This window comes from Pseudomonas sp. Z3-8 (assembly GCF_051131975.1).
In the GTDB taxonomy this organism is placed as follows: domain Bacteria; phylum Pseudomonadota; class Gammaproteobacteria; order Pseudomonadales; family Pseudomonadaceae; genus Aquipseudomonas.
In genome coordinates this window covers 5,505,002-5,526,111 of record NZ_CP071643.1, presented here as the reverse complement: position 1 = coordinate 5,526,111, position 21,110 = coordinate 5,505,002, and the positions used below count along the sequence as shown (strand labels likewise).

The 21,110-nt window shown below is 61.3% G+C and carries 12 protein-coding genes and 2 pseudogenes; 6 read left to right on the top strand and 8 right to left on the bottom strand.

The genetic code is table 11. The annotated features are described in order from the left end of the window. Nucleotides 1-149: 149 nt before the first annotated feature. Nucleotides 150-749, bottom strand: a pseudogene (locus J3P94_RS25140) (methyl-accepting chemotaxis protein); the annotation flags it as partial. A gap of 303 nt (nt 750-1,052) precedes the next feature. Next, a pseudogene (locus tag J3P94_RS25135) lies at nt 1,053-1,709 on the bottom strand (MCP four helix bundle domain-containing protein); the annotation flags it as partial. Nucleotides 1,710-2,032: 323 nt separating this feature from the next. On the opposite strand from J3P94_RS25135, the gene J3P94_RS25130 reads away from it, so the two are divergent. Then, the gene (locus J3P94_RS25130; RefSeq protein ID WP_305497293.1) at nt 2,033-2,263 is read left to right on the top strand and encodes a hypothetical protein; all 231 of its coding nucleotides are present in this window, start codon (nt 2,033-2,035) and stop codon (nt 2,261-2,263) included. Next, nucleotides 2,260-2,562 (top strand): cell division protein ZapA, encoded by a 303-nt coding sequence (locus tag J3P94_RS25125; RefSeq protein WP_305497292.1) that lies wholly within the window; start codon nt 2,260-2,262, stop codon nt 2,560-2,562. The genes J3P94_RS25130 and J3P94_RS25125 overlap by 4 nt, the downstream gene beginning before the upstream one ends. A gap of 216 nt (nt 2,563-2,778) precedes the next feature. Here the strand turns inward: J3P94_RS25125 and J3P94_RS25120 are convergent, their stop codons facing one another. Together J3P94_RS25120 and putA are read right to left on the bottom strand one after the other, a co-directional pair. Continuing rightward, nucleotides 2,779-4,581 carry an acyl-CoA dehydrogenase gene (locus tag J3P94_RS25120; RefSeq protein ID WP_434570085.1) on the bottom strand — a complete coding sequence of 601 codons (1,803 nt, stop codon included), beginning with the start codon at nt 4,579-4,581 and terminating at the stop codon, nt 2,779-2,781. A gap of 245 nt (nt 4,582-4,826) precedes the next feature. Next, a complete protein-coding gene (putA, locus tag J3P94_RS25115) occupies nt 4,827-8,780 on the bottom strand; it encodes a trifunctional transcriptional regulator/proline dehydrogenase/L-glutamate gamma-semialdehyde dehydrogenase (protein WP_434570083.1) in 3,954 nt (1,317 codons plus the stop codon). A 462-nt stretch (nt 8,781-9,242) separates the two neighbouring features. Between putA and putP the strand changes: the two genes are divergently transcribed. The 3 genes from putP to J3P94_RS25100 all read left to right on the top strand — a co-directional run bounded on the left by putP (nt 9,243) and on the right by J3P94_RS25100 (nt 14,017). After that, entirely contained in the window at nt 9,243-10,727 is a 1,485-nt protein-coding gene (gene putP, locus J3P94_RS25110; protein ID WP_434570081.1) for a sodium/proline symporter PutP, read from the top strand. Between the two features lie 289 nt (nt 10,728-11,016). Then, nucleotides 11,017-13,041 carry a type VI secretion system tip protein VgrG gene (locus J3P94_RS25105; RefSeq protein ID WP_434570079.1) on the top strand — a complete coding sequence of 675 codons (2,025 nt, stop codon included), beginning with the start codon at nt 11,017-11,019 and terminating at the stop codon, nt 13,039-13,041. Between the two features lie 136 nt (nt 13,042-13,177). After that, entirely contained in the window at nt 13,178-14,017 is an 840-nt protein-coding gene (locus J3P94_RS25100) for a 23S rRNA (adenine(2030)-N(6))-methyltransferase RlmJ (RefSeq protein ID WP_434570077.1), read from the top strand. A gap of 76 nt (nt 14,018-14,093) precedes the next feature. On the opposite strand, the gene J3P94_RS25095 is transcribed toward J3P94_RS25100, so the two are convergent. The 4 genes from J3P94_RS25095 to J3P94_RS25080 form a co-directional block, all read right to left on the bottom strand. Beyond that, nucleotides 14,094-14,273 (bottom strand): nucleoid-structuring protein H-NS, encoded by a 180-nt coding sequence (locus J3P94_RS25095; RefSeq protein WP_434574340.1) that lies wholly within the window; start codon nt 14,271-14,273, stop codon nt 14,094-14,096. A 269-nt stretch (nt 14,274-14,542) separates the two neighbouring features. Next, nucleotides 14,543-15,190, bottom strand: a complete 648-nt coding sequence (gene msrA / locus J3P94_RS25090; RefSeq protein ID WP_434574299.1) for a peptide-methionine (S)-S-oxide reductase MsrA — start codon at nt 15,188-15,190, stop codon at nt 14,543-14,545. An 84-nt stretch (nt 15,191-15,274) separates the two neighbouring features. Beyond that, a complete protein-coding gene (locus J3P94_RS25085; RefSeq protein WP_434570075.1) occupies nt 15,275-17,968 on the bottom strand; it encodes a putative bifunctional diguanylate cyclase/phosphodiesterase in 2,694 nt (897 codons plus the stop codon). Nucleotides 17,969-18,162: 194 nt separating this feature from the next. Further along, a complete protein-coding gene (locus J3P94_RS25080; protein ID WP_434570073.1) occupies nt 18,163-19,554 on the bottom strand; it encodes an alkaline phosphatase D family protein in 1,392 nt (463 codons plus the stop codon). A gap of 408 nt (nt 19,555-19,962) precedes the next feature. Here J3P94_RS25080 and J3P94_RS25075 point away from each other — a divergent pair, with 408 nt between their 5' ends. Continuing rightward, complete coding sequence (locus J3P94_RS25075; protein WP_434568586.1) at nt 19,963-20,910, top strand: IS110 family transposase; 948 nt, start codon at nt 19,963-19,965, stop codon at nt 20,908-20,910. Nucleotides 20,911-21,110: the final 200 nt, after the last annotated feature.

Below are 21,110 nucleotides of genomic sequence, written 5' to 3'. Positions count from 1 at the left end.
GGAAACACCGTGGCGAGGGAGCTTGCTCCCGCTCGGCTGCGAAGCAGTCGTCGCTTTTAAAGACGGGGCCGCTGCGCAGTCCAGCGGGAGCAAGCTCGCTCACCACAAAAGCGTGGGTCGCGCACAGTCTGTGAGCGACCCACGGGCGGTCAGAGGCTGAACCGCCCGACCATGCTGTTCAGGTCCACGGCCAGGCGCGACAGTTCGGCGCTGGCGGCGGTGGTCTGGTTGGCGCCGGTGGCCGATTGCACCGACAGGTCGCGGATGTTCACCAGGTTGCGGTCGACTTCACGGGCCACCTGGGCCTGCTCCTCGGCGGCGCTGGCGATCACCAGGTTGCGTTCGTTGATCTCGACGATGGCGGTGTTGATGGTGTCCAGGGACATCCCGGCGCCGCGGGCGATGTTCAATGTCGACTCGGCGCGCTCGGTACTGTTGCGCATCGAATCCACGGCCTGTTCGGTGCCGCTCTGGATGCTGCCGATCATGCGCTCGATCTCGCTGGTCGACTGCTGGGTGCGATGGGCGAGGGCGCGTACTTCATCGGCTACCACCGCAAAACCACGACCGGCTTCACCGGCGCGGGCCGCTTCAATGGCGGCGTTCAGTGCCAGCAGGTTGGTCTGGTCGGCCAGGCCACGGATCACGTCGAGCACTTTGCCGATATCGCGGGACTCATCGGCCAGGTTGCCGATCAGCGTGGCGGTGCTCTGTACGTCGGCGCTCATGCGTTCGATGGCGCTGACGGTTTCCTGCACCAGGTCGCGACCGTCACCCGCCGAAGTGGTGGCGTTCTTCGACGCTTCGGAAGTGCTGACCGCGTTGCGGGCCACCTCTTCCACGGCGCTGGTCATCTCGTTGACCGCCGTGGCGGCCTGTTCGATTTCGTTGTTCTGCTGGGTCAGGCCACGGGCACTTTCGTCGGTGACGCTGTTGAGCTCTTCGGCGGCGGAGGCCAGTTGGGTGGCCGAGCCGGAGATCCGCTGCAGCGTGTCGCGCAGTTTCTCCTGCATGGTCGCCATTGCTCGCAACAAACGGCCGGCTTCGTCGCTGCCATCCACGACGATCGGCCGGGTCAGGTTGCCCTTGGCGATTTCTTCGGCGGCATCCAGGGCGTTGGCGATTGGCTTGGTGATGCTGTTGGTCAGCAGCCAGGCGAACAGCAAAGTCAGGCCGGTGGCGATGACCAGTAGGGTAACGACCCAGTTGAACGCGGTTGAGGCCTGTTGCGCAGCACTTTGATTGAAGGCTTCTGCCTGCTTGTTGTTAATGTCAGTCAGGCGAGCCAGGACCGCGTTGACAGCTTCCGAATTGGTTTGCAGATCGTTACCGAGCAAGGTCCGCAGTTCATCGACCTGGTTATTGCGCGAAAGGGTCTTCATGCGCTCTTCAAGCTGACGATACTGATTCAGCAACTGCACGTACTGGTCATAGGCGGCCCGTTCTTCCGGAGCGCTGATGAGCTTTTCATAAGCGCTTTGGGCCGTGCGGATCTGCTGGTTGCGTTGCTCGAACAACTCGAAGGTTTTTTGCTGGGTGTCCGGTTCGCGGTTGGTCAGCAAGCGATAGGACAGCACGCGCAGGCGCAGGGTCAGTTGGGTGAATTCGTTCAGGGCCTTGATGCTCGGCACGCTGTTTACGACGATGTTTTCGCCGGACGTGCGGATCTTGCTCATCTGGCTCAAGGCAAATACGCCCAATGCCAGCATCAGGGCGCCGATCAGGGCAAACCCCAGGAACGCCCGCGGCGCGATGTTCATATTACGTAGGGACATGGAAGTTACCGTGAAAAAGCGCGTCCGTGCGGAGCTGTGACTGGTTTCCAGGCTTATCGGTCTGGCGACTGAAGTCTTGAGGGCGCTGCGTGCTTTTGTCGCACGCCATCGGGGTTGGCGCGACGAAGGGTCGGAACCAGATTTCCCCATCACAGTCTTTACAGCTCGCGAGCGGGATACCGCTGCCTTCTGAGTCGTGGCGCCGACGGTGAGTTTTCTTTATCGTACGCGCCCCCTTGAAAAGCCTGGAATTCAATATGTTGGAAACATCCCTCAGCCAGCTGGAGCAACTGGTCAACGACCTGGTGCAGCAGAACCGCCACCTGACCGGCCTGAATGAAAGCCTGAGCGCCGAACTGGCCAAGGCCAAGGATGAAAACGAAAGCCTGCAGCTGAACCTGATGGAACAGGAAGAATTGCACGGCACCACCGCCGCACGGATCCAGGCCCTGATCGAGCGCGCCAGCACCGCAACGGTCGGCGCATGAAGCAGGGTGCCGATGGGGTGACGGTCGTCTCGATTCTCGGAGAGGAATACTCGATCAAGGCGCCGGCCGGGCAGGAGCAGGCGCTGCTGGACGCCGCTTCGATGCTCAAGGCGGCCCTGGCCGATACCAAGCGCAAGTTCCCGACGTTGATCGGCGACCGCCTGCTGGTGCTGGCGGCCATGAATCTATGTTCGCAACAGATTGAAATGCAAAAGCAGCACCGCGCGGAGCTCGACCGCTACGAGGAGCAGGTCAGCGCCACGGTCGAGGTTATTGCCAAGACGATCCAGCAGGCTTGAACCTTTAGCGAATGTTGGCTGTGGTGCCCGTGTGGGAGCGAGCCTGCTCGCGAAAGCGTCGGATCAGGCAATTCAGCTTTAACTGACAGACCGCTTTCGCGAGCAGGCTCGCTCCCACAGTAGATCTATGGTGAACGCAGATGTTGCGTTCACTTGAGCCCCCTGTGGGAGCGAGCCTGCTCGCGAATGGATTTCAGCCGCGCAGCAAGCTCCGGCTCAAAACCATTCATCCCGCATCCCCAGGCACGTATCATCCCGCGCTTCAAGCAACGCCAGTTCATGCTGGCAACCCGGTACTTCCCAGGTCAGGAAATAGCGCGCCGCTTGCAGCTTGCCCCTGTAGAAGTCCACATCCGCCGCATTGCCCCTGGCCAGCCCTTCCTCGGCGCGAATCGCCTGTTCCAGCCAGCGCCAGCCAATCACCATATGGCCAAACACCTTCAGGTACAGCGCCGAATTGGCGAGGCTGCTGTTGACCTTGCCCTGGGCGAGGTCCGTCAGCAGCCCGAGGGTGACCGATTGCAGGCGCGCCACCAGGGCTTCCAGCGGCTGGCGCAGGGGCGTCAACGAATCGTACGCCTGGGCGCGCTCGCTGGTATCGGCCACCAGACGGATCAGTTGCTTGAGACCGGCCCCGCCGTTCTGTGCCAGTTTGCGTCCCAGCAGATCCAGGGACTGGATGCCATGGGTACCTTCGTGGATCGGGTTCAGGCGGTTGTCGCGGTAATACTGCTCCACCGGATATTCACGGGTGTAACCATGGCCGCCGAGAATCTGGATCGCCAGTTCGTTGGCTTTCAGGCAGAACTCCGAGGGCCAGGATTTGACGATGGGGGTCAGCAGGTCCAGCAACTCATGGGCGCGGCGGCGCTCGGCTTCGCTCTCAAGCGTAGTGGTGTCGTCGAACAGCCGCGCCGCGTACAGGCCCAGGTCGAACGAACCTTCCACGTAGGCTTTCTGGGTCAACAGCATGCGGCGTACGTCGGCGTGCTGGATGATCGGTACAGGCGCGGTGCCTGGATCCTTGCTGTCGGGTACCCGGCCCTGCGGGCGTTCGCGGGCGTATTCAAGGGAATACAGGTAACCGGCGTAGCCCAGCATGACGGCGCCCATGCCGACGCCGATCCGCGCCTCATTCATCATCTGGAACATGTAACTCAGACCGTGGTGCGGTTTGCCGACGAGGTAACCGACACACTCACCGTTATCACCGAAGTTCAGCGCCGTAGACGTAGTGCCGCGCCAGCCCATCTTGTGAAACAGCCCGGCCAGCAGCACGTCGTTGCGCTTGCCCAGGCTGCCATCTTCGTTCACCAGGAACTTGGGCACGATAAACAGCGAGATGCCCTTCACGCCCGGCGGCGCGTCCGGCAGTTTGGCCAGGACCATGTGAACGATGTTTTCCGACAGCGGATGGTCGCCACCGGAAATGAAGATCTTGTTGCCCTTGAGTCGATAAGTGCCGTCGGACGCCGGTTCCGCGCGCGTACGAATATCCGCCAGCGAAGAACCCGCGTGAGGTTCGGTCAGGGCCATGGTGCCGAAGAAACGGCCGTCGATCATCGGTCGCAGGAAGCGCTGCTTCTGCTCATCGCTACCAAAGCTTTCGATCAGGTTCGCCGCGCCCATGGTCAGGAACGGGTAAGAAGTCGAAGCGGCATTGGCCGACTGGAAGTGCGCGAAGCACGCCTGGGACAGTAGCGTCGGCAGTTGCATGCCGCCGGCGTCGAAACTGCGGGCGGCGTTGAGAAAGCCCGCCTCCAGGAACGCATCCACCGCAGGTTTCACTTCCGGGATCAGGATGGCCTGGCCATCTTCATAGCGCGGTTCGTTTTCGTCGTTCTTGCGGTTGTGCGGCGCGAAATATTTTTCGGCAATGCTGCGGGCCGTACCGATGGCCGCGTCGAAGGTTTCGCGATTGTGCTCGGCAAACCGTTCGCGCTGGGTCAGGCCTTCGGCATCAAGGACTTCATACAGCTCGAAAGCCAGATTGCGGGAACTGAGCAGCGTCTCGGACATGGCGGCCTACCTTTTCTTGGAATGGGCCGAGTCTAGGCGTGCTGATAAAGGCTGAACAGGATGATTGATGACAGTGATGCAGAGGCGGGGGCGACACTAATCAAAATGTGGGAGCAAGCCTGCTCGCGTAAGCGGTGAGTCAGCAACATTGAGGTCGACTGATACGCCGTCTTCGCGAGCAGGCTCGCTCCCACATTGGGTTTCGATTGCCAGGCACCTATTGCGGGTGCCTGGCCTACAGGGTTTTAGCCGATCGTCATCAGACTGGCGTTACCACCCGCCGCGGCGGTGTTGACGCTCAGCGCGCGTTCGATCACCAGGCGTTCCAGGGCGATATTGGTTTCGCCCTGGGACAAGCCATGCACCCCGACGATCGCCCCGGCGCGCTTGGCCACTTGCTGGCACACGCCGCGCAACTGGTCCGAGTCGCCGTGGTGCAGGACCGCGTCGAACAACACGTCGTCCTTGGTCCAATCGGCAACCCGCTGGATGCGCGCCTGAATGTCCTTCGGCAAGCGTGCGAACAACGCCTTGCTGGTGTCGGTTTCCGGCCACACGGCCGAGCCGCCTACGGCGAATACGGCCGCCAGTTGCGTCAGCAGGTCGCCTTCCACGTCCGCCAGGCACAACACGTGCTCGCGGGGCAGGATGGCGTAGCTGTTGCGTTCGCCGGTCGGGCCGGTCAGCTGGCGGGTGATGCCGCTTTGCGACTGGGCGGCGAACTGCACGCACAGGGCGCTAAGTTCGGCGAGCTTGTGGCTGTCGGCCCAGGCTTGCAGGGCGGTCAGCGGTTTGCTCATGGCGTCGCGCAAGCGCAGGTCCGGTGCCGACAGGGCATCGCCACGTACGAAGGACTGCTGGATCGCATCGGTAGGACGAGTCGACAACAAGCGGTACAGGTACAGCGGGCCGCCGGCCTTCGGACCGGTGCCCGACAGGCCTTCGCCGCCGAATGGCTGCACGCCGACCACGGCACCGACGATGTTGCGGTTTACATAGACGTTACCGGCATGGACGTTGTCGATCACCTTGGCGATGGTTTCATCGATGCGCGTGTGCACGCCCAGGGTCAGGCCGTAGCCGGAGGCGTTGATCTGACCGATCAACTGGTCCAGCTCCTTGCGCTTGTAGCGCACCACGTGCAGCACCGGGCCGAAGATCTCGCGTTGCAGCTCGTCGAAGCTTTCCAGCTCGATCAGGGTCGGCATCACGAAGGTGCCGCGCTTGCACTCGTCGCTGTCGGCGATTGCCATCTGATACACGGTGCGACCTTTGTCGCGCATGGCCTGGATGTGTTTCTCGATGCCGGCCTTGGCTTCGGCGTCGATCACCGGGCCGATGTCCACCGACAGGCGCTCGGGGTTGCCGAGGCGCGATTCGGCCATGGCGCCCTTGAGCATTTCGATGACGCGGTCGGCGGAATCTTCCTGCAGGCACAGAACACGCAGGGCCGAGCAACGCTGGCCGGCGCTGTCGAAAGCCGAGGACACCACGTCGATGACCACTTGTTCAGTCAGGGCCGAAGAGTCGACGATCATCGCGTTCTGGCCGCCGGTTTCGGCGATCAGCGGGATCGGCCGGCCCTGGTTGTCCAGGCGTCCGGCGATATTGCGTTGCAGCAGGCGCGCGACTTCGGTTGAACCGGTGAACATCACGCCTTTGACCCGATCGTCACCCACCAGGCGTGCACCAACGGTTTCGCCACGGCCTGGCAGCAATTGCAGGACGCCTTCCGGAATGCCGGCTTCAAGCATCAGGCGCACTGCCTGGGCAGCCACCAGAGGCGTCTGCTCGGCGGGCTTGGCCAGTACCGGGTTGCCGGCGGCCAGTGCGGCGGCGACCTGGCCGCTGAAAATCGCCAGCGGGAAGTTCCACGGGCTGATGCAGACCACCGGGCCCAATGGACGGTGGGCATCGTTGGTGAAATCGTTGCGCGCCTGCACCGCGTAGTAGCGCAGGAAGTCCACGGCCTCGCGTACCTCGGCGATGGCGTTGGCGAAGGTCTTGCCGGCTTCGCGGGCCAGCAGGCCCATCAGCGGCTGGATCTCGCCTTCCATCAGGTCGGCGGCGCGCTCCAGGATCGCGGCGCGTTCGGCCGGTGGCGTGGCTTGCCAGATCGGCGCGGCGTTGAGGGCGCACTGGATGGCGTTGTCGACATCGGCGACGGTAGCCTCCTGCACGTGGCCCACCACGTCACGGTGATCGGCCGGGTTCAGCACCGGTGCCGGGGCTTCTTCACTGGCGGCGCAGCCGAGCATCGGCGCAGCTTTCCAGTCGTTGTGGGCGGTGGCCAGCAAAGCGCAGGACAACGAGGCCAGGCGATGTTCGTTGGCCAGGTCGATGCCACTGGAGTTGGCGCGTTCGCTGCCATACAGATCGCGTGGCAACGGAATGCGCGGGTGCGGCAGGCCGAAACCGCCTTCCAGCGTCGCCATCTGCTCGATGCTCGCCACTGGATCGGCGACCAGTTCCTGGATGGAAATCGACTGGTCGGCGATGCGGTTGACGAACGAAGTGTTCGCGCCGTTTTCCAGCAAGCGACGCACCAGGTAGGCCAGCAGCGTTTCGTGGGTGCCGACCGGCGCGTACACGCGGCACGGACGGTTCAGCTTGCCTTCGGAAACCTTGCCTACAACCTGTTCGTACAGCGGTTCGCCCATGCCGTGCAGGCACTGAAATTCATACTGGCCCGGGTAATAGTTCTGACCGGCGATGTGGTAAATCGCCGACAAAGTGTGGGCGTTGTGCGTGGCGAATTGCGGATAGATGACTTCCGGCACCGACAGCAGCTTGCGGGCGCAGGCGATGTAGGAAACGTCGGTGTACACCTTGCGGGTGTACACCGGATAGCCTTCCAGGCCTTCGACCTGGGCGCGCTTGATCTCGCTGTCCCAGTAGGCGCCTTTCACCAGGCGGATCATCAGGCGGTGACGGCTGCGACGAGCCAGGTCGATCACATAGTCGATGACGTACGGGCAACGCTTCTGGTAGGCCTGGATCACGAAGCCGATGCCGTTCCAGCCGGTCAGCTGCGGCTCGAAGCACAGGCGCTCGAGCAGGTCCAGGGACAGTTCGAGGCGGTCGGCCTCTTCGGCGTCGATGTTCAGGCCGATGTCGTATTGCTTGGCGAGCAGGGTCAGCGACAGCAGGCGCGGGTACAGCTCGTCCATGACGCGCTCGTACTGGGCGCGGCTGTAACGCGGATGCAGGGCCGAAAGCTTGATGGAAATGCCCGGGCCTTCGTAAATCCCACGACCGTGAGAGGCTTTGCCGATCGAATGGATGGCTTGTTCGTACGAGGCCAGGTACTTCTGGGCGTCATGTTCGGTGAGCGCGGCTTCACCGAGCATGTCGTAGGAATAACGGAAACCCTTGGCTTCGAACTTGCTGGCGTTGGCCAGGGCTTCGGCGATGGTTTCGCCGGTGACGAACTGCTCGCCCATCAGGCGCATGGCCATGTCGACGCCCTTGCGGATCATCGGCTCGCCGCTCTTGCCAATGATGCGGCTCAGCGACGAAGTCAGGCCGGCTTCATTATGAGTGGCGACCAACTTGCCGGTCAGCAGCAGGCCCCAGGTGGCGGCGTTGACGAACAGCGACGGACTGTTGCCCAGGTGCGGCTGCCAGTTGCCGGTGCTGATCTTGTCGCGAATCAGTGCGTCGCGGGTGCCTTTGTCCGGGATGCGCAGCAGCGCCTCCGCCAGGCACATCAGCGCTACGCCTTCCTGGGACGACAGGGAAAATTCCTGCAGCAAGCCCTGAACGATACCGGCACGACCGCCGGCACTCTTCTGGTTACGCAGTTTTTCAGCAATGGAAGCCGCCAGCTTGTTGGTGGCTTCGGCCATCTCAGCCGGCAGGCGGGCCTGCTCGATCAGCATCGGTACCACTTCCGGCTCAGGGCGACGGTAGGCGGCGGTGATGGAGGCGCGCAGGACCGATTGCGGCAGAATGCTTTCGGCGAACTCCAGGAAGCACTGGTGAGCGTGATCGGGCTGGACTTCACCGGCATCATCGCTATCGGCGCGGGTCGAACCGTTCAGCTCGGTCAGGGTTGCACCACCCTCAAGTTTTTCCAGGTAATTGAAAATTGCCTGCTTGATCAGCCAGTGCGGCGTGCGATCAATCGAGGTTGCGGCCGCCTTCAGGCGTTCGCGGGTCGGGTCGTCGAGTTTGACCCCAAGGGTGGTGGTAGCCATATTTTTATCCTCATGTTTACCACGTATGGCGTGGCATCAGCTGGCGGCAAGATTAGCTGCGAGCCGATAGAGGTGCAACCGGGTGCAACCTATTTTTTGTCGAAATATTGAGCAGCTCATCAGGTTGCATTGGACCCTAAACAGGTCCTGCACTTTATTGGTGCGCGGGAAAGTCGAAAAGCAATCTCATTTGCACCAATAGCGTGCGGAAAGTCGCCTTGCGTACGAATATTCCGACTAGGTGCAACTTATTTGAACGAAACTGGTTGCACCTTATTTGATTTGTTGAATAGCATTCGCGGCCAAGGTGCAACCGGCTTCGCGCCGAGCTGCATCGGCTGGTGGCTTTCCTGGGGAAACATCAGTCATAAATTCGCGGGTCCACAAAACGTCGGTACAACGTCTGCGTTGTCCGGGTTTTCAACTGCCACCGCACCATAAAAACAAAGCCAGGGCGTACTCATGAGTTTCAGCAATCCTACCCTGATCACTTTCGTGATCTATATCGCAGCCATGGTCCTGATCGGCCTGATGGCTTATCGCTCCACCAACAACCTTTCCGACTACATCCTGGGCGGTCGCAGCCTGGGCAGTGTCGTGACAGCGCTCTCTGCCGGTGCCTCCGACATGAGCGGCTGGCTGTTGATGGGTTTGCCCGGCGCCATCTATATGTCCGGCCTGTCGGAAAGCTGGATCGCCATTGGCCTGATCATCGGTGCCTACCTGAACTGGCTGTTCGTCGCTGGTCGCCTGCGGGTCCAGACCGAGCACAACGGTGATGCGCTGACGCTGCCGGATTATTTCTCCAGCCGTTTCGAGGATACCAGCGGCTTGCTGCGGATCATCTCCGCGGTGGTGATCCTGGTGTTCTTCACCATCTATTGCGCTTCCGGCATCGTGGCCGGTGCCCGTCTGTTCGAAAGCACCTTCGGCATGTCCTACGAGACTGCCTTGTGGGCCGGCGCTGCCGCGACCATTGCCTACACCTTCATTGGTGGTTTCCTGGCCGTGAGCTGGACCGACACCGTACAAGCGACCCTGATGATCTTCGCGTTGATCCTCACGCCGATCATCGTGCTGCTGGCCACCGGCGGCGTCGATACCACTTTCCTGGCTATCGAAGCGAAAGACCCTACGTCGTTCGACATGCTGAAAAATACCACCTTCATCGGCATCATCTCGCTGATGGGCTGGGGCCTGGGCTACTTCGGCCAGCCGCATATCCTGGCGCGCTTCATGGCGGCGGATTCGGTCAAGTCGATTGCCAAGGCGCGTCGTATTTCCATGGCCTGGATGATCCTGTGCCTGGGCGGCACCGTTGCCGTCGGTTTCTTCGGTATCGCCTACTTCTCGGCGCACCCTGAAGTGGCCGGTCCGGTAACCGAAAACCCTGAGCGTGTGTTCATCGAACTGGCGAAACTGCTGTTCAATCCATGGGTTGCCGGTGTCCTGCTGTCGGCCATCCTGGCGGCGGTCATGAGCACTTTGAGCTGCCAACTGCTGGTGTGCTCCAGTTCCCTGACCGAAGACTTCTACAAGACGTTCCTGCGCAAGAGCGCTTCCCAGCTGGAACTGGTCTGGGTAGGTCGTTTCATGGTGCTGCTGGTAGCGGTCATCGCCATCGCCCTGGCCGCCAACCCGGAAAACCGTGTACTGGGCCTGGTGAGCTACGCCTGGGCCGGTTTCGGTGCGGCATTCGGTCCTGTGGTACTGATTTCGGTGATCTGGAAAGACATGACCCGTAACGGCGCGCTGGCCGGGATCCTGGTGGGTGCGATCACCGTAATCGTCTGGAAGCATTTCGAGCTGCTGGGGCTTTACGAAATCATCCCTGGCTTCATCTTTGCCAGCCTGGCGATCTACGTGGTCAGCAAGATGGGTTCGCCAACCGCCGGCATGCTGCAGCGCTTCGAAGCGGCCGAGAAGGATTTCCGCTTGAATCAATAAGCCACTCGGCGAGGCCGTCATGGCTCGTCTGAAGGTTTGAAAAACGGCTCGTCTCTCATGGAGGCGGGCCGTTTTTTTTGGCGGCGCCCCGGCCCGATTGTTGGAGAGACTCCGCCGTTACCTCACTTTGCCTGCCAGGCTCTGCCAAACCGCGATGTCAGGCGATACGTTTGTTTTGTGCAACTTTTGCCCCGTCGTCTGTAAGGCAAATCTGTTTTTTCCGCTGATCGGTCCAATCCGCCATGGCTCATGCAGAATCGTTTGCCTCCCTTTCGCAGAGGCACATCGGATGTTCGCGCCTGCCAACTCGCCACGTTTTACGCTGACATTCGACAGCGGCCCGAATGAATTGCAGGTCCTTGAGTTCAAGGGCACGGAAGCCGTCAGCCAACCCTATCGCTTTGATCTGGAGCTCGTCAGCGAGCGGCCCGACCTGGTGCTTGAAGATCTGTTGCATCGTCAGGCTTATCTGCGCTTCGGTCACCAAGGTGGCGGGATACACGGCCAGGTCTATAGCGTCGCCCAAGGCGATTCGGGCGAGCGGCTGAGCCGTTATCAGGTCAGCCTTGTGCCTCGCCTGGCTTACTTGCGCCATCGCATCAACCAGCGGATTTTCCAGCACTTGAGCGTGCCGGAAATCATCTCCCGCGTATTGAAGGACCACGGTATCCTCGCCGATGCCTGCCAGTTCAGTCTTGGCGGGCAATATCCCGAGCGTGAATATTGCGTGCAGTACCACGAAAGCGATCTGGTTTTTATCGAACGGATTTGCACCGAAGTCGGCATCCACTATCACTTCCGACACAGCCCTGACGGCCACCTGCTGATATTTGGCGACGACCAGACGGTGTTCCTGCGCCTGCCCGAGTCCACTTTGTATCTGCCCGGCAGCGGCATGGCTGCCGCCGAGCCGGCTATCAAGCGCCTGGCCGTGCGGTTGCAGACCCACACCAACGCCGTGATGTTGCGCGACTACGATTTTCGCAAGCCGGGCCTCTCGTTGCAGGCGGACATCGACAATCAGCAACTTCCCGTTCTGGAGAGTTATCTCTACCCCGGCCAGTTCACCGACCGCGACGATGGCCAGCATCTGGCCCAGCATGCTCTCGAACGGCAGGCGGGCGATGGGTGCCTGGCGGAGGGTGGCAGCGATGACAGCGCCTTTGCCAGCGGACATTTCATGTGTATCAAGGAGCATCCCCGGGCGCAATGGAACGACCTCTGGTTGCTGACGCAGGTTGACCACCATGGCCGCCAGCCGCAGGTGCTGGAAGAAAACGCTTCTGTCGGCGCGGATGAGTTCCAAGGCTACTGCAATAGCTTCCTCGCCACGCCGTGGGGAGTGTTCTTTCGACCGCCGTTGCAGCACAGGAAGCCGTCCGTCAACGGCTACCAGCCCGCGGTGGTGACCGGCCCGGCGGACAGCGAGATCCATTGCGACGCGTTCGGGCGGGTCAAGGTGCAACTGGTCTGGGATCGCGACGGTAAGCGTGACGAGCATTCCAGTTGCTGGCTGAGGGTGGCGAGCGGCTGGGCACACGATCACTACGGCGGCGTGATGATTCCCCGAGTCGGCATGGAAGTGCTGGTGGGGTTCATGGAGGGCGACGTGGACAAGCCGCTGGTGGTGGGCTGTCTGCCGAACGGCGCCAACCCGGTACCGCTGGACCTGCCGGCGGACAAGACCCGCAGCATATTGCGCAGCCAGAGCAGTCCCGGTGGCGGTGGCTACAACGAGTTGCGCATCGAGGACCGCAAGGGTGCCGAGGAAATCTACCTGAGGGCCCAGCGCAACTGGACGCAGCACGTGTTGCACGACCAGCGCGTGCAGGTCGATCACGAGCGCAGCATCGTGGTCTCCGGCTTGTCGCGGCATGAACTGCAGGATGACGAGCAGCGCATCACCGCAGGTCGGCGTCAGGTCGAGGTCCGCCAGGATGATCACCTGCTGGTCGCGGGCGATCGGCATATCCGCGTGGCCAACCAGGCCATCAGCGCCGTGGGAGGCTTTCATGTCAGTGCCGGCCGGCAGATCGTGCTGGAGGGTGGCGCCAGCGCGACCATCCAGGCCGGTGGGCACTGGATCAATATCGGTCCGGGCGGAATCTTCAGCAGCGTGCCGATCCAGGTCGGTGGCGCGCCGATGGCAGTCATGGGGGCCGAAGCCATTGCGCCCGGCGCGGCGGAAAAACTCGCCGCCGCGCCGGCCTCGCCCCTTAGCCATGCGCAAATCGTCAGCCTGAAAAGCCCCGCGCCGTTCTGCGAGGAATGCGAGCGCTGCAAGGAGGGCGCCTGCGATCTGTTGGCGTGTTGAGGCTCGTTGTAAGGGGCTGCTGCGCAGCCCAGCGGGAGCAAGCTCTCTCGCCACGGGTCTGTTCGTCCGCTCGGCTGCGAACCCCTGACGTTCGGCACGCTTCAAGGTAAACTCGTCGGCCTTCGCAGGAGCCGCCATGAATTATCGCCATGCCTTCCACGCCGGCAATCACGCCGATGTGTTCAAACACCTGACCTTGACTCGCCTCATTGCCCTGATGTCGCGCAAGGAGCAGCCCTTCGCTTACCTGGATACCCACGCGGGCATCGGGCTGTACGACTTGCAGGGCGACCAGGCCAATCGCACCGGCGAATACCTGGAAGGCATCGCGCGGTTGTGGGGCCAGGATGACCTGCCGCCGCTGACCGCCGAGTATATGAATGTGCTGCACGAGATGAACCCGGACGGCCAGTTGCGTTATTACCCGGGCTCACCGGAACTGGCGCGGCGCCTGACCCGGGCGCAGGACCGGGTGCTGCTCAACGAGAAACATCCCGAAGACGGCGTTCTGCTCAAGGACAACATGAAGGGTGACCGTCGCGTGGCGGTGCACCTGGGCGAAGGCTGGCATGTGCCGCGGGCTCTGCTGCCGGTGAGCGAGAAGCGCGGGCTGATGCTCATCGATCCGCCCTTTGAACAGCTCGACGAGATGCAGCGCTGCGCCGCTTCGCTCAAGGAAGCCATCGGCCGGATGCGCCAGACGGTTGCGGCAATCTGGTACCCGGTGAAGGACCAGCGCATGTTGCGTCGCTTCTATCAGGACCTGGCCGGCACCGGCGCGCCGAAGCTGTTGCGGGTGGAATTGCTGGTGCATCCGCTGGCCACGCCGAACAGCCTGAACGGCTCCGGCCTGGCCATTGCCAATCCGCCTTGGGGGCTTGAGGAAGAACTCCGGGAATTGCTGCCGTGGTTGTCCAGGAAGCTCGGGCAGACCCAGGGTGGTTGGCAGATGGATTGGTTGATTGCTGAAGCTTGAGGTGTTGGTGACGTCTGTAAGGACGCCATCGCGAGCAGGCTCGCTCCCACAATGAAACCGGGTACCCCCGCGAGAATCAGGCCGCCTTGCTTTTGATCTTGATCTTGATCTTGATCTGAGGCGCCCCGTTAACCACGCTGGCCGAACGCAGGCATTGTGGAGTGGGCATCCCGGCATGGATGCCGGGATAGCCGCGCTGGGCCAGGGACGGCCCTTCGCGGCGGGCCCACGGAGCAATGCCGGAGTGAGGGGACACCGAGCCTTGGCGAGGTGCCGAGTGGTGGGGCAGAAGCGTTTTGGTTACTTTTGCGCTTCTCAAAAGTGACCCGCTGTAAAAGCGGAACCATAAGCCGCCGTTACCGCAGCAACGGATATGTACCCGGTCAACAAACCCCCTGGCCGACTGTCAGGCCGCATTCACGAGCAAGCTCGCTCCCCCAGGGCTTGGGGTGTACTCACTATATGGGTTCGACCCCGGCCATTGTGGGAGCGAGCTTGCTCGCGATGCTTTTCAGGGCCTGACGATCAGATCGGGCAAGTCACGCCCGTACCGCCAATCCCGCAATAACCTTCAGGGTTTTTCGCCAGGTATTGCTGGTGATACGCCTCGGCAAAGTAGAAGGTCGGCGCTTCGTCGATTTCGGTGGTGATTTCTCCCAGCCCGGCCTTGGTCAGTTCAGCCTGGAATAGTTCCTTGCTCTTTTTCGCCGCTTCCAGCTGCTCGGGCGTGGTGCAGTAGACCACCGAGCGGTACTGGGTGCCGATGTCGTTGCCCTGGCGCATGCCCTGGGTCGGGTTGTGCAGTTCCCAGAACATCGCCAGCAGTTCGTTGTAGCTGACTTTCGCCGGCTCGTAGACCACCAGCACCACTTCGCTGTGGCCGGTCAGGCCCGAGCAGACCTCTTCGTAAGTCGGGTTTGGCGTAAAGCCGCCCGCGTAACCCACCGCCGTGCTGACCACGCCTTCACGTTGCCAGAACTTGCGCTCCGCACCCCAGAAGCAACCCAGGCCGAAGATCGCGAAGTCCACGTCCATGGCAAACGGGCCCAGCAGCGGCGCGTCATGGACGAAGTGTTTTTCTGGCACGGTCATCGGGGTTTCACGGCCAGGCAGAGCTTGTTCTTGAGTAGGAAGCACGTTTTTGTTCACCAGGATTTCCGAGCGCAAGACCATCATCAGTCCTCTCAGTCAGATTGAATTGAGCGAAATAGACCGTCAGTGTGCCTCAGAAAAGCCGCTGCTCGCTATAAGCGGCTGTCAGACAAGAGGGCCGCGCGGGTAGCGCTTGAGCTTCTCGACAAGCTCTGCACCGGGAATCGGCCGGTCGAACAGGTAGCCCTGGCCGACGTCGCAGCGGTGGCGACGCAGGAACGCCAGCTGCTGGGCGGTCTCGATGCCTTCGGCGACGACCTTGAGTTTCAGGTTGTGGGCCATGGCGATCACGGCGGAGGTGATTTCCATGTCGTCCTGGTTGTCCGGGATCTCATGGATGAAGCTGCGATCGATCTTGATGATGTCGATCGGGAATTTCTTCAGATAGCTCAGGGATGAATAACCGGTACCGAAATCGTCCATGGCCAGGGTCAGGCCCAGGCGCTTGAGCTGGTCGAGTTGCAGGTGCGTGTCTTCGGTGGCTTCGAGCAGCAAGCCTTCGGTCAGCTCCAGTTCCAGCAAGCGGGCGGGCAGTTGCTCTTCCTTGAGGATGCTGGCGATCGAGGCCACCAGGTCCGGGTCGGAGAACTGCTTGGGCGATAGGTTGATCGCCACCTGCAGGTTGCCCAGGCCGGCTGCGGTCAATTGCTTGCTCATGCGGCAAGCCTGGCGGGCGATCCATTTGCCGATGGGGATGATCAGGCCGGTTTCCTCGGCCACGCTGATGAACTGGTCCGGACGGATCATGCCTTTTTCCGGGTGGTTCCAGCGCAGCAGCGCCTCCATGCCCAGCAGGCGACCGCTGCGCAGGCACAGCTTGGGCTGATAGAAAACGTCCAGTTCATTCTGGGTCAGGGCGCGGCGCAGGTTGTTTTCCACGAACAGCTTGTAGCTGGCCTCGGCGTTCAGCGCCTCGGTGAACACCTGGACCTGATGCTTGCCGTTGGCCTTGGCCTTGTGCAGGGCGAGGCCGGCGTTGCGCATCAGCGTCTGCGGGTCACGCCCATGCAACGGTGCGCAGGCCAGGCCGACCGAACCGGTCACGCTGATCAACTGGTTGTCGACGAACATCGGCTTGTCGAGCGTCATCAGCAATTGGCTGGCGATCTGCTGGCCGGCTTCCAGGCCGGTGTCATCCAGCAGCACGGCGAACTCGTTACTGGCGAACCGCGCCAGGCTGCCGCTTGGGCTCAGGCTGTTGCGCAGGCGTCGGGCCAGGCTGATCAGCAGCTTGTCGCCGGTCTGGTGGCCGAGGCTGTCGTTGATGCGCTTGAAGTTGTCGATGTCCACCAGCAACAGGCTGATGGGCGAGTCGCTGTCCCGGGCGAAGCGTTCATCGAGATTGCGAATGAACGCCGGGCGGTTGCCCAGGTTGGTCAGGTTGTCGGTGTAGGCCAGGCGTTCGATGCGCTGCTGGGCCAGTTTGGTCTGGGTGATGTCTTCGTAGATGCCGATGTAGTGGGTCAGTTCGCGGTTGTCGCCATAGACCTTGGAAATCGACAGCTGGCCCCAGTAGGGCTCGAGATTTTTGCGCCGGCTCTTGAATTCCCCCTGCCAGCTGTTGCTCTGGGCCAGGGCCGACGGCGCGTCGAAGAGCAGTTCGCTGAGATTCTCCAGGGCCGGCAGCTCGGACAGGCGCTGACCATGGACTTCTTCAGTGGTGTACTGAGTGATGGCGGTGAAGCTCGGGTTGACGTATTCCACCACGCCGTCGCAGTTGACCAGCAGGAACGCGTTTGCGCTCTGTTCCACCGCACGCTGGAACAAGTGCAGGGCACTGGTGGCGGTGCGCCGGTTGTGGTTGTTGATGACCTGGGCGAACTGGTCCGCCAGTTCGCCGGCAAAGGCGATTTCATCCGATTGCCAGGCGCGGGTGGCGCCTACTTGCTCCAGGCACAGGACGCCTACCACCTGGCCGTCGATACGGATACTGGCGTCGAGAATCGCGTTGACGTCGCGGATGCGCAGGTTCTCGGCCATCTCGCGGGTGCGCGGGTCGCGCATCGCGTTGTGAGCGTCAATGGCGCGGCAGGTCTGCAGCGCTTCCATGTAGGTTGGAAACTCGCTGGCGTTGATTACTTCCGGCAGGAAATAGTCCTGGGAGGCGCGGTTATAGGCCGAGATCGGCAGCAGCTTGCCGTCCTCCAGATTCCAGATGCTGGCGCTGTCGATCTGGTAGATATCGCAGGCGCTGCGGGTAATCAGCTCGGCGGCTTCCTGCAAGGAATTGTTGGCGCTATAGCGCTGGCGGGTCAGCAGCAGGATCAGGTCTTGTTGGGCGCGCACCCGGTCCAGGTGCTGGAGCTGCTCCTGCTGGGCGCGCTGGTTCAGTTCCAGGGCGATCTGCAGGCGCGAGTTCTGGGTTTCCAGATCGAGCGCCGGCACGGAGGGCTCGGTTGGCACCAGGCTGTCCACCACTAACAGATAGCCGCGCAGCAAATGGCGGTTGTGCTGTTTGTAGGTTTCACCCGTTTCCAGGAGGTTCAACGGGCCCCTGGCGGTGTGCAGCGTGTAGCGGATCTGGTAATGAGGGGCCTGGGTCAACTGCTGCTGGATCGCGTCGTGCAGCTGGTAGCGTGCTTCCGGCTCCATGAGGCTGGCATAGGGTGAACTCACCAGCGAGCACAGCTCGACGGCCGGCAGGCCAAAGTAACGTTCGCAGTTGGGATCGAGAAACAGTAGCGCCCAGCTTGCTTCATTCAGCCGTTCGAAACGCAGCATACCGAGCCGCGAGGGCACCGGTAACTGCGTCACTACCTCGGCCGCCATACGGCTGGCGGCATCGGGTTGGCTTTTCATGAGGGAAACTCGCTTCGAAGATGCTGATCGCGCCGGGCTGACGCCCTCGTTATTACGGATTGCCGCAAGGTTGCATCATTGCGGCACTGGCTGACAAGAGACATGAAGGCCAAGTGCTATAAACCTTTTATCGGCCGATCAGCGGATTTCTCCAGTGGCCAGCCGATCAGAGGCATTCGTGGTGCCACCGCAGGTCAGCGCAACGGTATATCGACGACCTCCAAGGGGTCGCCGTCACGGTCATGAAAGGTCACTTGAATGCTCTGGGTCGTTACTCGCAGCTGAGCGAAATTGTCCTGGCTGATGACCTTGCTGGTCAGTTCATATCGATACTCCCCGCCCGCTGCCTTGGCCATGGGCTCGCCGATGATGAAACTCGAGGCTGTGGCATAGGGCAGCAGCAGGCTGTTGCACAGCGGCGAGGAAACGATGGTGTGGACTGCGAAATCAGGATCCTGGTTATGAACCAGGCGGCTGGTCAGGGAGCCGTGCACGTCGCCGGACACAAAAATCACGTTTTTGATCCGGTGCGTGCGGATGGCTTCGATCAGGCGCAGGCGTTGGTTCGGGAAAGCTTGCCAGGCGTCTCCGTCGTCCAGTTTGCGATCGGGATAGAACATGACGCTGGTTACGACAAGCTTGACCCGGGCAGTGCTACCGATGAGCCATTCGAGCAGCGCCTGCTCCTGTTCCTGATCAAGGATGCGCCGGTCAGCCGCCGACAGGTTGCGTCGGGTCCGGCTGTCGGTGACGAACCATTGGATATCGCCGTGAGCGAACAGGTACCAGAATCGTCGCGGCGGTCGGCCTGGGCTTGCGTCGTCCAGGTCTTCGCCAGCCGGGCCATGGCTGGCCTGATACAGCGCATAGGCATCCAGGGCGTTGGCGTATAGACGCTCATCGTCCGGTTCTTTATTGGCGGGCCAGTTGTCCTCTATTTCATGGTCATCGAGGATCATGTAGGTCGGTACGCTGGACATCAAGCGCCTGATGTGCGGCTGGGAGAAGGCCGTGCGGTACTTGAACAGAATGTCCCGGGCGCTGCGGTCCGGGGCGACCTTGTTCAGGTCATCGAGGTAGACCTGGTCACCCGCCATCAACACGGCACTGATCGGCGGATCAGCCCGCTTCACGAGGTGGCTGATGCTCGCGAAGATGCGGTCACCGAGCCCGGGCAGCAACGGCACGTCGCCGGCGATCTGCAGATAACGACAGGAGCCCACGATATAGCTGCGCGCAGCGTTATCCGTGCCGGACGGCGTGCGCAAGTGGTAAACCTCCCCAGGCCATGGCAATGGCAGCTGCTGCACGGTCGCCGTGGTATGGGTCGGGCGCAGGGGGCTGAACCAGCCCGCCTGGTATTCGTAGGCGGTATCGGCGCGAAGACCCTTGAGCACGATGACAGCGGTCATGTCGCGGTAAGCCTTCAATTGCACGAACTGGCCTTGCGACCAGCGGGTGTCACCTTGGCGCCTGTGGCGAATCCCGGCGAAGACCCTGTTGTTGGCGTGGTCGCCGCGCAGGAATATCCGGGCGTGATGGGGCGTGGTGTGGCCGACGATAGGGCCGACGGTAGGTTTGAACATATTCGAATCCATTCGAAGTTTTGATGGGGCACGCATCAAGATGCCTTGGCGGTTCGATGCTAAGGCCCTGCGCGCGGAAAATGTTGATGGGGAAGGGGGCGCAGGTTGTGGGGAATAAGCAGCAGAGGGCGTAGTCATTCAATGCTTGGGGGGTAGGAAGATTGCCGCGATGCCTGACATTCCGCCATCGCGAGCAGGCTCGCTTGTATGGTAGGACTTGAAGGGAGGAGGAGGGACTAGGCTCGATTCTGACTGTTAGCCGCAGTACAGACCGTGGGAGATTTCACCCCTCCTCCTTTCACCCAAGCGCCGATAAAGAATGCATCTGGCCTAGACCGACGATAGGAACAAGCCTGCGCCTCTGGGTGAACCCTTCAAGTGTTCAAACCTTAGCCCGGAGGATTTTCAATGGCAATGCCCGTCGCCACCGCCCAGCCGATCGTAGGTGTGGATGTCGCCAAAGATGAGTTGGTGATTTATCACGCCCAATCCGATCGACTCGAAACGATCCCCAACACCAAAGCTGATATCAAGAAGTGGCTCAAGGCATTACCTGCGCCAATGGATGTCGCCATCGAAGCCACGAATATCTATCACCAGGACTTCGCCGATCTGGCTTATGCGCATGGCTGTGTGATTTATATGATCGGCGGTTACGAACTCAGTCATTACCGCAAAGGTGTGAAAATGCGCGCTAAAACCGATGCGCTGGATGCTCGGTTGTTGGCTCGCTACTTGAACAACGAAGGCCACCAGTTGCACCCTTGGTCCCCGCCATCGCCCCTGTATTGCAGGCTTATAAGCCTTTTCCGGCGGCGGGCAGCCTTGGTTCAGGCGCGTGTCAGCCTCAAGCAAAGCTGGTCAAACGAACCGTTGCTCAAAACGGCCTTTGAGAACCAGATAAAGGCCATGCAAAGACTCGAAATTTTGCTTGAGAAAACAATCCAGACGCAGTTGGATGCAGCCGGTTTGGGCAGTCAGCTCAAGCGCTGCATGAAAGTCGAAGGCATCGGTCTGTTAAGCGGTGCCCGTTTGCTCACGTCGTTCCAGCGTGGAGATTTCAGAAATGCCGATGCCTTCATCGCTTTTCTGGGTCTGGACCTGCGCATATCGGACTCGGGAAAAAAGAAGGGACGCCGCTGCCTGTCTAAGCGAGGTGATCCGGAGGCACGCCGATTGATGCACAACGCCGCGATGTCGGCGAGTCGCACGGCGGCGTGGAAGGGATTTTACGAGGGTTTGAGGTCCCGAGGGCTCAGCACAACCGAGGCATTGGTAGCGCTGGCCCGCAAGCTTGCCCGAGTGGTATTCGCTCTGTTGAAGAACCAGAGCGAATACTTACCAAAAGGCATTTAGGGGCTAGTCCTGCACCATAGAATCTCCCACAGGGCAGTCTTTCAGACCGTGCAGCCACACGGATCCATTGTGGGAGCGAGCCTGCTCGCGATGGGGATGGCAACTGCCTGACTTGAATCGCAGACAAAAAAAGCCCCGCCAGACGGGCGGGGTTGAGGTACGAGCGTGGCGCTCGGAAAACGAATCCCGAAGGACCCTCC

Excerpts from the sequence above, each read along its gene's own strand:
- J3P94_RS25130 (WP_305497293.1), top strand. The coding sequence starts at position 2,033 with ATGTTGGAAACATCCCTCAGCCAGCTGGAGCAACTGGTCAACGACCTG.
- J3P94_RS25125 (WP_305497292.1), top strand. The coding sequence starts at position 2,260 with ATGAAGCAGGGTGCCGATGGGGTGACGGTCGTCTCGATTCTCGGAGAG.
- J3P94_RS25120 (WP_434570085.1), bottom strand. The coding sequence starts at position 4,581 with ATGTCCGAGACGCTGCTCAGTTCCCGCAATCTGGCTTTCGAGCTGTAT.
- putA (WP_434570083.1), bottom strand. The coding sequence starts at position 8,780 with ATGGCTACCACCACCCTTGGGGTCAAACTCGACGACCCGACCCGCGAA.
- putP (WP_434570081.1), top strand. The coding sequence starts at position 9,243 with ATGAGTTTCAGCAATCCTACCCTGATCACTTTCGTGATCTATATCGCA.
- J3P94_RS25105 (WP_434570079.1), top strand. The coding sequence starts at position 11,017 with ATGTTCGCGCCTGCCAACTCGCCACGTTTTACGCTGACATTCGACAGC.
- J3P94_RS25100 (WP_434570077.1), top strand. The coding sequence starts at position 13,178 with ATGAATTATCGCCATGCCTTCCACGCCGGCAATCACGCCGATGTGTTC.
- msrA (WP_434574299.1), bottom strand. The coding sequence starts at position 15,190 with ATGGTCTTGCGCTCGGAAATCCTGGTGAACAAAAACGTGCTTCCTACT.
- J3P94_RS25085 (WP_434570075.1), bottom strand. The coding sequence starts at position 17,968 with ATGAAAAGCCAACCCGATGCCGCCAGCCGTATGGCGGCCGAGGTAGTG.
- J3P94_RS25080 (WP_434570073.1), bottom strand. The coding sequence starts at position 19,554 with ATGTTCAAACCTACCGTCGGCCCTATCGTCGGCCACACCACGCCCCAT.
- J3P94_RS25075 (WP_434568586.1), top strand. The coding sequence starts at position 19,963 with ATGGCAATGCCCGTCGCCACCGCCCAGCCGATCGTAGGTGTGGATGTC.